This is a genomic window from Variovorax sp. YR752 (assembly GCF_943372545.1).
In genome coordinates, this window is sequence record NZ_CALRZC010000268.1 from 1 (window position 1) to 10,672 (window position 10,672).

The 10,672-nt window shown below is 69.6% G+C and carries 10 protein-coding genes; 2 read left to right on the forward strand and 8 right to left on the reverse strand.

Annotated elements, in window-relative coordinates; translation table 11 throughout:
• The 8 genes from AAG801_RS36325 to AAG801_RS36360 all read right to left on the reverse strand — a co-directional run.
• On the reverse strand, positions 1-191 hold a 191-nt coding region (locus tag AAG801_RS36325; RefSeq protein ID WP_341892787.1), incomplete at its 3' end, for a hypothetical protein.
• On the reverse strand, positions 179-2,485 hold the full coding sequence (locus AAG801_RS36330) for a fimbria/pilus outer membrane usher protein (protein ID WP_341892788.1): 2,307 nt from the start codon (positions 2,483-2,485) through the stop codon (positions 179-181). The genes AAG801_RS36330 and AAG801_RS36325, both read right to left, overlap by 13 nt.
• Positions 2,486-2,543: 58 nt before the next feature.
• Positions 2,544-3,293, reverse strand: coding sequence for a molecular chaperone (locus AAG801_RS36335; protein ID WP_341892789.1), 750 nt, complete (start codon positions 3,291-3,293; stop codon positions 2,544-2,546).
• Between the two features lie 33 nt (positions 3,294-3,326).
• Complete coding sequence (locus AAG801_RS36340) at positions 3,327-3,833, reverse strand: spore coat U domain-containing protein (RefSeq protein WP_341892790.1); 507 nt, start codon at positions 3,831-3,833, stop codon at positions 3,327-3,329.
• Positions 3,834-4,211: 378 nt separating this feature from the next.
• A complete protein-coding gene (locus tag AAG801_RS36345; protein WP_341892791.1) occupies positions 4,212-4,574 on the reverse strand; it encodes a nuclear transport factor 2 family protein in 363 nt (120 codons plus the stop codon).
• Between the two features lie 80 nt (positions 4,575-4,654).
• Positions 4,655-5,779 (reverse strand): 3-deoxy-7-phosphoheptulonate synthase, encoded by a 1,125-nt coding sequence (locus tag AAG801_RS36350; RefSeq protein WP_101489641.1) that lies wholly within the window; start codon positions 5,777-5,779, stop codon positions 4,655-4,657.
• 81 nt (positions 5,780-5,860) lie between these two features.
• Positions 5,861-6,652, reverse strand: coding sequence for a serine O-acetyltransferase (gene cysE, locus AAG801_RS36355; protein ID WP_341892793.1), 792 nt, complete (start codon positions 6,650-6,652; stop codon positions 5,861-5,863).
• Positions 6,653-6,719: 67 nt separating this feature from the next.
• Entirely contained in the window at positions 6,720-7,451 is a 732-nt protein-coding gene (locus tag AAG801_RS36360; RefSeq protein ID WP_101489639.1) for an RNA methyltransferase, read from the reverse strand.
• Between the two features lie 142 nt (positions 7,452-7,593).
• Between AAG801_RS36360 and AAG801_RS36365 the strand changes: the two genes are divergently transcribed.
• Both AAG801_RS36365 and AAG801_RS36370 read left to right on the forward strand, forming a co-directional pair.
• Positions 7,594-8,646, forward strand: coding sequence for an inositol monophosphatase family protein (locus tag AAG801_RS36365; protein WP_192192746.1), 1,053 nt, complete (start codon positions 7,594-7,596; stop codon positions 8,644-8,646).
• The coding region (locus tag AAG801_RS36370) for an FUSC family membrane protein (protein ID WP_341892792.1) at positions 8,646-10,672 on the forward strand (2,027 nt) is incomplete at its 3' end. The genes AAG801_RS36365 and AAG801_RS36370, both read left to right, overlap by 1 nt.

Here is a 10,672-nt window from a genome sequence, read left to right on the forward strand (position 1 = left end):
ATCACCTGGCCGGTGTCGTTCTGGCAGGTGAAACCGACCGTGGCGGTGGTGTCCACCGCCGACGAAGCCGTGACGGTGCCGAAGGCGAAGCTCGGCTGGGTGGCGACCCAGCAGGTCGGGTCGGCATGCGCCGCGCCCATGGCCAGCAGCCACGCGGACACCAGCGCCAGCACAAATCTCAACGTACGCATGTCAACCGCTCTTTCTGCAAACCACCGCCCTCGGGGCGCCGCCAGTCGAACCCTGCCTGGCACACCGCGCCGTCGGGCGTGCGGACGGCCAGCGTGTTGCGCACGTCCAGCGTGTCCAGGTACACCCAGCCGTCATAGCCCACCACCGCACCGCTGCCGCCCTGCGCGTTCGCCTGCACGCGGCTGCCCAGCGGCAAGGGCTGGCCCTGCGCGTCCATCAGAGCCACGTGGGCGGCCCGCACGGGCGTGATGCTGAAACGCGCCCGCGCGCCCGACCGGCCGGCGGGGGTGACCAGGGCCTCGGCGCGCTCGATGCGCACATCGGCGGGCAGGTCCATCGGATCGATCGCGAGCTTGTTGTTCTGGTAGGCGTTCACCGGCACGACCAGCAGCAGCCCGCTCGAATTCGTCTGCCCCACCGGGCGATTCTCGAGCTTCACGGGCACGCCGGCCACGCCGTCGGTGTCCACCACCGCAAAGGCGTCGTCGATGCGCCGCGCGGCCAGCACGCCGCCGCCCATCAGCACCAGCGCACCGCTGGCGCCCGCATAGGCGTAGCGGCTGGCGCTGTTGCCACCCATCTCGCTCACCCCGGCCTGCACGCGGCCGTAAGGGCCCAGGTAGTTGACTTCGGCCTGCCCGCCCGGCGCACCGCCGCCCGCACGCGCGGTGGCACGCCAGCCCCAGCCACCGTCGCCGAGGGGGGACTGCTGCGCGCTGACGGTGCCGACCGTGCCCTGATCGCCGCTGCGTTGCACGCTCGCGCTCACGCTGGTCTGCGCGTCCCACGACCAGCTCAGGCTGACGAAGACGCCGCGGTCGCTGCGCTTGTCCAGGTTCTGGTTCATGCCCACCGAGACCGAGGACGCGCGCCCGATCGAACGGAACCAGTTCACGCTGGCGTAGCGCGATGCGGTCTGCCCCATCGGGCGCAGGTAAAGATAGCTGACGCTGACGTTGCCCAGGCCGCGCATGTCGTAGCCCACGCTCGCGCTGGCGCTGCCCTTGGCCGGGGCCGAGCCGTAGGCCGTTGCCACATCGCGGTAGTCGCCCTGGGTGCGGGTGCCGTTCAGGCCGACCGACAGGCGCTCCTGGCGCCACAGGTAGCCCAGGCTGGTCTGCGTGCCGCTGCGGCTGCCGCCCGGGGTGTCGGCGTCGTGCCGGCTGCCCGCCAGCGCCCCCGACAGCGTGCCCGCGGCGCCCAGTTGCCACACGCCCCCGGCGCCGGCCAGTGCCAGGCCGCGCGTCACCTCGCCGTGCGCTTCCATCGTGAAGCTGTCGCTGAGGCCCCGGCGCCAGGTGCCGGTCAGGACCGGCTGCTTGCCGTAGTCGAAGGAACGCAGGCCGTAGTTGCGGCGCACCACGCCGAGGTCGACGGTCCAATCGGTCAGCCCGGGCGCTAGCAGGCGGTTGCTGTCGAAGAGCGAAAAGCTCAGCGTGGCGGCGCGACCCAGCGCGTCGGTCACCACCACCTGCGCCGTGCCCGTGCTGTTGATGCGCGGCAGCGCGTTGAGCTGAAAGGGCCCGGCCGGCACCTGGCCGCTGTACTGACGGATGCCGTCGATGAACAGTTCCACGTCCGAAGGCATCGTGGCCGAGCCGATGAAGCTGGGCAGCGGTGCGGTCTGCCGGTAAGGCTGCAGGCCGAAGTCGCGCGACAGCTGGATGCCGCCGATGCGCGTGGCGCGCGACCAGGGCACGGCGCCGGTGAGCGTATCGCCCACGCGCAGGGTGAGCATCTTGTCCGGGAAGGCCATGCTCCAGGTGCTGTCCATGCGCACGGACTGGTCCTTCGAGCCACTGTGGTCGCGCGTGCGCTGCATCAGCCAGGTGGTGCTGAGCACGCTGGCGCCGCGGAACGCGCGCAGCTCGCCGAAGGCGCTCAGGCTGCTGCTGCCGCCCCTGCCCCGGGTGCCATAGAGGTCGTAGTTAAGCAGCAGGCCGGTGGACGTGCTCAGCGGCTGCGCGGTGACTGCCGCCTGCCCCACCGTGGCCGTGGGCAGGCTCAGCATCGCCAGCGGCGCAGTCAGGCTCAGTTGCTGGCGCGCGGCATCGTAGGCCACCACCAGTTCAGGCAGATCGCGCAGGGGCAGCCATTCGGCGCCGCTGTCGGGCAGGGAAAAACTCAGTTCGCGCAGCACCGCGCGGGACGCCCACAAGGCCCCGGCCTCCAGGCGAAACGGGTGCAGTCCGCGCGCCATGCCATTGAGACTGACCTCCAGGTACAGCGTCATGGCGCCCGGCACGGCCTGGGCGGCGGGCGCTGCCTGGGCGGGGAGCGCGGTCAGGGCCAACGCCAGCGGGGCCAACGCGAACGGGGCCAGCCAGGCCCTCGCAGCGCATCGGGCCCGCTCAGCGCGCCAGCGGCGCGAGGTCGGCGGCTGTTGTTCTGCCATCGATCATGACCTGCCAGCGGCCCGCGCCCGACACGGCGGCGGGCGGCGTCTTCAGCGGCCAGCGCATGGTGGCGCCAGGCAGCACATAGCCCAGCAAGCCGTTGTAGGCGCTGACGGCACGACCGTCCGCGCCGGTGAATACAAGATCCGCCAGCTGGGCATGCACCCCGCCGCTGTTGCTGACTTCCAGCACGGCCTTGCCGCCCTCGCTGCGCAGGCTCCAGCGCAACTGCGCGGGGGTCGGCTCCACGCCTGCCGGAGAAACGAAGATGGGCAGCGAGTGCCGCATCACGAAGTTCAGGCTGCTCTTCTTGCCGTCCGTCGCCGCGCCCGCCGCCTGGGGCACGGGCAGCTCGTCCACCAGCACGCGGTAGGCCTCTTCGGCCGCACCCGCGGGCGGCGGGCCGTTGCGGATCACGCGCACCAGTTGCCGTCCGTCGATGGGCAGTTGCAGCATGGGCGGGCTGACGATCAGTCCTTCCGCCGGTTCCATGCGGTCCTGCCCGTCGACCTGCGTCCATCGGAACACGCGGATCTGCGCGTCCAGCGGCGCCGGCCCCGTGTTGCTCAGCCAGAGCCCGTCGGCCTGCCGTGTCGGCACCAGCGTCAAGGTGACAGGCGAGACCTGCAGGCCGGCCGCCTGGACCGCACCGCCGCACAGCAGGCATGCGCCCCACAGTCCCCCGATGGCAAGTGCACGTCTCACGATTCAGCTCTGGCTCGGTGATTCAGCGCTGGCTCAGTACGTGACCGTGACCGTGACGGTGTCGGCGTAGCTGCCGGGCGCGAAATTGGCGTTGGTGTTCTTGGCGTAGACCGTCAGGGATGCCGCACTGCCGTCGCCCGTGCCACTCACGGTGTTGGAACCGATGGTGCTGCCCCAGGCCGCACTGTAGGTCGAGTCCGAATACAGCGAGTAAGGCACCTTGTCGCTGGTGGTGAGCGACGACATGAAACCCGTGCCATTGACAGTGCCGCTGTTGGCGGTCGAAGGCGCCAGGCCGACGTTGTACGGCGTGGTCTTGGAGCAGGTGACCGAAATGGTGTTGCTGCCCGTCTGGTTGGTCGCCGTGGGCAGCACGGCGGTGCCCAGGTTGATGTCGGAGGCGGTACCGGCCGTCACCGAGCAGCTCTTGACGATGGTCATCTTGACCTGAAAGCTCGCCGTGGCCGTCTCGGCCAGGGCCGAACCGGATGCGAGAACGAGGGTGGCGGTGGCCGCCGCGGCGACTGCGAGCTTGAACATGAAGGCACTCCAAATGCAATCATTAAGACCTGACTGGTCGGTATTTTGTAATCCTTTTGACTACAAAGTGGCGCAAGGATGCCTCACAACCGGCCTGTTTGCCCTCAGATCCACAGAGTCGCAGCCCAAGTTTCGTGATGTAGTTCTCGTAACAATTAGAAAACTGTTTGCTTTGTTTACATTTTGCCAACAGTCCAAGTGTCGCTTGCCCGCACGGAATGGGTGCCGTGGTCGGTCGACGCCCGTTGCCGGGACGAAGTCGCGGTCGGCATGTCGGGCGCGCCATGCCCGGCCACCGGTGATGCGGCGGCCGAAGGGTGTGAAGTGCTGACGGCCCGGCCGGGCGGTGCGGGGGCTTGCGCGCCGGTCTGACGGCGATCAGCCGCCTTCCAGCGGCGCCTCGATGACGAAGGCGTACAGCCCGGCCATCCGGCCCTCACGAAAGCGCCACACGTCGCAGTACGCATGGCGGGTGGCCTTCCCGCCCTCGTCTTTCAGCGTGATCTCGCCGAGGGCCGTGACGAAATCACCCTCGGCGATCAGGTGATGAACCTCGAAGCTCGGTGGCTCGGCGTACGCGGTCGCCATCCACTGGCGCACGGCGTCCTTGCCGTGGAGCGTTCGGTCGCCCACGAAGGTCCATCGGGTGTCCTCGGTGCAGAACGCGAGGAATCCTTCGTAGTCGCCCTGGGTGATGGCCGCGTTGGCCTTTTGCAGAATGGCTTTGTGTGTCGCTGACATGCGGAACGCTCCGGTAGAGGCCCGCGCACGCCATGCAGCGGCGCCCCGTGAATGAGTCAGCGAGTAAGCGCCCCGCGGCCTCAGGCCTTTGTCAGCCGCCGCCGCGTCTTGACCGCCGACGCCAGCCCCTCGAGCACCGGCACCGTCTGCGCAAAGCCGATGCACGCGTCGGTGATCGACACGCCGTGCTTCAGCGGCACGCCGGGCTTCAGGTCCTGCCGGCCTTCCTCGAGGTGGCTCTCGATCATGATCCCCGTGATGCGCCGCTCGCCGCCCGCAATCTGCGCAGCCACGTCTTCGGCCACCACGATCTGGCGCTGGTGCTGCTTGCTGCTGTTGCCATGCGAGACGTCGATCATCACTTGCGGGCGCAGGCCGTTGGCCAGCAGCGCCTCGCAACTCGACGCGACATCCGCCGCCGAATAGTTGGGCGCCTTGCCGCCGCGCAGGATCACGTGGCAGTCGTCGTTGCCGCGCGTCTCGAAGATCGCGGCCATGCCCATCTTGGTCATGCCCATGAAGGCATGCGGCGCGCGGGCCGCAAGAATGGCGTCGGCCGCCACCTTCACGCTGCCGTCGGTGCCGTTCTTGAAGCCGACCGGGCAGCTCAGGCCCGACGCCAGCTGCCGGTGGCTCTGGCTCTCGGTGGTGCGCGCGCCGATGGCGCCCCAGGCGATCAGGTCGGCAATGAACTGCGGGCTCAGCAGGTCGAGAAACTCGGTGCCGGTGGGCAGGCCCAGCGTGGTCAGCTCGAGCAGCAGGCGCCGCGCGCGCTCCAGGCCTTCGTTGATGGCGAAGCTCCCGTCCAGGTGCGGGTCGTTGATGTAGCCCTTCCAGCCGACGGTGGTGCGCGGCTTCTCGAAGTAGGCGCGCATCACGATGACCAGGTCGTCCTGCAGCGAATCGGCCACCTTCTTCAGGCGTTGTGCGTACTCGATGGCCTGGTCGTGGTCGTGGATAGAGCACGGACCGACCACCACCACCAGCCGGTCGTCGCGGCCGTGCAGCACGTCGGCGATGGCCGCGCGGCTGCCTTCGACCAGCGCGAGCGTGTTGTCACGCACGGGCACGCGCTCCTGCAGCAGCGCGGGGGTCATGAGGGGACGCACGGCGCCGATGCGCACGTCGTCGATGCGGGTGGTGTCGAGCGTGCTGTCGCGGGAGCCGACTTCGGCGTCGTGGAGGGGGTCGTCGAGGCGGGGCATGGTCGTGGGTCTTGTGTCGAAGAAGGTTTCCTCGATTGTCCCCTCGAAGCCGCCTACCGCCGACGGCCCCCTTCTGCTCGCCTACTTGCCGATCAGCTGCGTGAGCTTGTCGGCTTCGAACGACTCGCCGCGCGCCGCGTCGCCCGGCACGCAGTCCTTTGTGCCCGGCTGCGCCGACAGCTTCTCGATGGCCTGCCACAAAAGCGCGATCTGGTGTTCCTGGCTCGACGCGTTGTCGATCAGGCCGCGCATGGCCTGGCTGAGCGGGTCGTCGTCCTGCGTGATGCCGTAGGCCGAGAACTTCTGCGGCGCGGACACGTCGGCGCTCTCGCCCTCTTTTGAAGGGATGATGCGCGCCGGAATGCCCACCGCGGTCGCCCCGGCCGGCACCGGCTTGATGACCACCGCGTTGCTGCCGATCTTGGCGCCGTCGCCGACGACAAAGCCGCCCAGCACCTTGGCGCCCGCGCTCACCACCACGTTCTTGCCCAAGGTCGGGTGGCGCTTGGTGCCCTTGTAGAGCGAGGTACCGCCCAGCGTCACACCCTGGTAGATGGTGCAGCCGTCGCCGATCTCGGCGGTTTCGCCGACCACCACGCCCATGGCATGGTCGAAGAACACGCGTTCGCCGAGCTTGGCGGCCGGGTGGATCTCGATGCCCGTGAGCCAGCGCGCGCAATGCGCGATGAAGCGGGCCGGCCACTTGAAACCGTGGGTCCAACAGGCATGCGCCCAGCGGTGCAGCACCACGGCATGGAAGCCGGGGTAGACCGTGATCACTTCCCAGGCGCTGCGGGCGGCCGGGTCGCGTTCGAGGATGCACCGGATGTCGGCGCGCAGGCGAGAGAACATCGCTGCCTTTGTTGTCGTTATATCGATAGGGGCTGGGCAGTCTAAAGCCGGGCGTCTTCGCGTACGCGCGATGGGGTTTTGTGACGGCTCAGCTGCCGCGCGGCGGCCGGGTGGCGTCGCTCATGGCCTTGGCAATGCCGCGCAGGATGTGGATTTCCTCGGGCGTGGGCTGCGCGCGGTTGAAGAGCTGCTGCAGCCGCGGCATGAGCTTCTTGGGCGCCGCCGGGTCGAGAAAGCCGATGTCCACCAGCGAGCGCTCCCAGTGGTCGAGCATGCCGGCCACGGCCTGCGCGTCGGCCGCCTGCACCGGCGCGATGGCCTCGCGCACGCCGTAGCCGCCCAGCGCCAGGCGCCATTCGTAGGCCACCACCTGGATGGCCGCGCCCAGGTTGAGCGAGCCGAATTTCGGGTCGGTGGGAATGGTCAGCGCCACGTTGCAGCGGTAGACGTCCTCGTTGCGCATGCCGAAACGCTCCGAGCCGAACAAAAAGGCCACGTGCTGGTCGCCCTGCTTGCCCAGCGGCTCCAGGTGCTCGCGCGGCGTGCGCGTGGGCGGGCCGAAGTCGCGCGGGATCATGGCCGTGGCGCACAGGTGGGTCACGCCGTCGAGGGCTTCATCGAGCGTTTCGACGATGCGGGCGTTGTTCAGCACGTCCAGGGCACCACTGGCGCGCTGGATGGTTTCCTCGCGCCGCAGCACGTTGGCCCAACGGGGCGTCACCAGCACCAGGTCGTCGAAACCCATGGTTTTCATGGCGCGGGCGGCGGCGCCCACATTGCCGGCGTGGCTGGTCTGGATGAGGATGAAACGGGTGCGCATGACGGGTGGGGAAGACACAAACGGGCTGAGCCGGTAAAATGCCCGATTCTCGCCGCCCGCATCGCCGGGTCGCAGGGTCTTCCAGATTGCACCAAATTGCATTCCTGGGGGCCACATCCCACCGTTCTTCTCACAATCCAGAATGTCGTCCCCCAACCTGCATCCCATGCTCAATGTGGCCGTCAAGGCCGCACGCGCCGCCGGCGCCATCATCAATCGCGCTGCCCTCGACGTCGAGGCCGTGCGCATCTCCCAGAAGCAGGTCAACGACTTCGTCACCGAAGTCGATCACGCCAGCGAGAAGGTCATCATCGAGACCTTGCTGGGCGCGTACCCGGGGCACGGCATCCTGGCCGAAGAATCGGGCACCGAATACGGCGCCAAAGACTCCGAGTTCGTCTGGATCATCGATCCGCTCGACGGCACCACCAATTTCATCCACGGCTTCCCGGTCTACTGCGTGTCCATCGCGCTGTCGGTGCGCGGCAAGATCGAGCAGGCGGTCGTTTTCGACCCGTCGCGCAACGACCTGTTCACGGCCACCAAGGGCCGCGGCGCCTACATGAACGAGCGCCGCATCCGCGTGTCCAAGCGCGTGAAGCTCAGCGAGTGCCTCATTTCGACCGGCTTCCCGTTCCGCACCGGCGACAACTTCAAGCAGTACCTGGCCATCATGGCGGACATGATGCCCCGCATGGCCGGCCTGCGCCGCCCCGGCGCCGCCGCCCTCGACCTGGCCTACGTGGCCGCCGGTTTCACCGACGGCTTCTTCGAAACCGGCCTGAACCCCTGGGACGTGGCCGCCGGCTCGCTGCTGGTGACCGAGGCCGGCGGCCTCATCGGCAACTTCACGGGCGAGCCCGACTTCCTCGACCAGCGTGAATGCCTGGCCGGCGCCCCGCGCGTGTACGGCCAGCTGGTGCCGCTGCTCGCCAAGTACTCCAAGTTCGCCAACGTGGACGACAAGCTGCGCGCCAGCGACCGCGTGCGCGCCGTGTCGGCCTCGACCCGCTCGACGCCCGACGAGGCCTCGACCGACCTGTACGCCCGCAGCACCGTGACCGACCAGACGGCCGCCTCGCTCGACGGCAGCGTCGAGGCCCCCGCGGCAGCACCCGCCGCGCCGGCCGCCCCGCGCAAGCTCACCCGCATCAAGCGCGAGGCGCCCGCCGAGGGCGACGCCTCCGCCAAGTGATGACGGGGCCGGGCGCCGCCGCGCGGGTTCGTGCGGCGTTGCGCATTGCGCTGAGCCACTACGTCGCGAGCGGGCTCACCGTCGCGCTCGGCCTGCTCGTGATTTCGGGCGGGGTGCACCTGTGGCTGGGCACCCTGGCCGCCTCGGCCGCCGCCACCGGCGTGATCGTCACGGCGCCGCCCGACCTGCCCGGCCCGCGCCGCGGCAAGTTCCTGCAGATGCTGCCGGCGCCGCTCATCGGCCTGCCGCTGTTCTTCGCGGTGCAGATGCTGCACGGCGCACCGATCCGCCTCGGACTGCTGCTGGTGCCCGCCACCTTCATGGCCTTCGTGGCCATGGCCTGGGGCAAGCGCGGCATTCCCATCGCTATCGCGGTGATGTTCTCGATGATCTTCTCGATGGCCACGCCGGCGCCCGCCGGGCTGTCCGACGCCATCGCGCGCACCACCGAGTTCGGCCTGGGCGCCGGCCTGTACGTGGTGTGGGCCACGCTGGCCAACCTGCTGCTCAACGGGCGCTTTCGCACCCAGTCGATCGCCGACGTGCTGTTTTCGCTGGCCGCGCTCATGCGCACCGAGGCCAGCCAGTTCACGCCGCAGGACGAAACCCGTGACATCCGCGACACCCCCGCCTCGCTGCTGGGCCAGCTGCTGCGTGAGCAGGCCGCGCTGGCCGATCAGCTGCAGGCCACGCGCGACATCGTGCTCGAGTCGCCGCGCACGCCGCGCCGCCAGCGGATGGCCGGCATGCTCGTCATCGTGCTCGAGATGCGCGACCAGCTGCTCGCCAGCGAACTCGACCTCGACGCCCTGCGCGCCCATCCGTCGCACGCGCAGGCGCTGGTCGAGATGCGCCGCATCCTCGAAGAGCTGGCCGACGAAACAACCGCCCTGGCCGATGCGCTGCTCATGCGCCGCCACCCCGCCGCCGTGGCCGACCGCCGGCCGCGCCTGGCCGCCATCCACGTGACGGCCGACGACGAAGACACGCACGGCCAGATGGGCCCGTCGGCCGCCATGCTCGCGCGCGGCCTGGCCAGCCGCATCGGCCACATCAACGACGAAGTGCTGCGCCTCGCGGCCATGGCGCGCGGCGACGTCGAGCCCAACCTGGCCGTGGTGCGCGCCAACTGGCAGCTCTTCGTGAGCCCGACCGACTGGTCGCTGCGCCCTTTTCTTGCGCTGTGGCGCTGGGACGCACCGCCGCTGCGCCACGCGATTCGCGCGGCGCTGGCCATCGCGGCGGGCTACGGCATCGCCGTGTCGATGCCCTGGGGCTCGCACGACTACTGGATTTTGCTGACCATCGTGGTCGTGCTGCGCGGCAGCCTCTCGCAGACCCTGGAACGGCGCAACAGCCGCGTCGCCGGCACGCTGCTGGGCTGCGTGCTCGCGGTGGGCCTGCTGTCGGCGCACCCCTCGGCGCTGATGCTGCTGGTGAGCGTGACCATCGCACAGGCCATCGCCCACAGCTTCGCGGTGCGGCGCTACCTCGTCACCGCCGTGGCCGCTACCGTGCTGGGCCTGCTGCAGGCCCACATGCTGAACACCGGCACCGCGCCCATCTTTGCGCTGTTCGAGCGCATCGCCGACACGCTCATCGGCGCGGCGCTGGCCTGGGGCTTCTGCTACGTGCTGCCCTCGTGGGAGCGCACGCAGATCCCCGCGCTGGTGGCGCGCGTGCTCACCGCGCAGGCACGCCACGCGCGGCTCGCGCTCGGCCTGGGCCAGCTGCAGGCCATCCAGAGCAGCCCCGAGCTCGAATGGCGGCTCGCGCGCCGCGAGGCCTACGACAGCCTCTCGGCGCTGGTGCAGGCCACGCAGCGTTCGCTCTCCGAACCACGCGCCGTGCAGCCGCCGCTCGAACCGCTCGAACATCTGCAGGCCCACAGCTACCAGCTGCTCGCGCAGCTCAGCGCCGTGAAGTCGATGCTCGTGCTGCGCCGCGACCGCCTCACGCCGGGCGACATCGAAGGCCCGCTCGTGCGCACCGCGCAGCGCATCGAGGCAGCCCTGGGAACCATTCC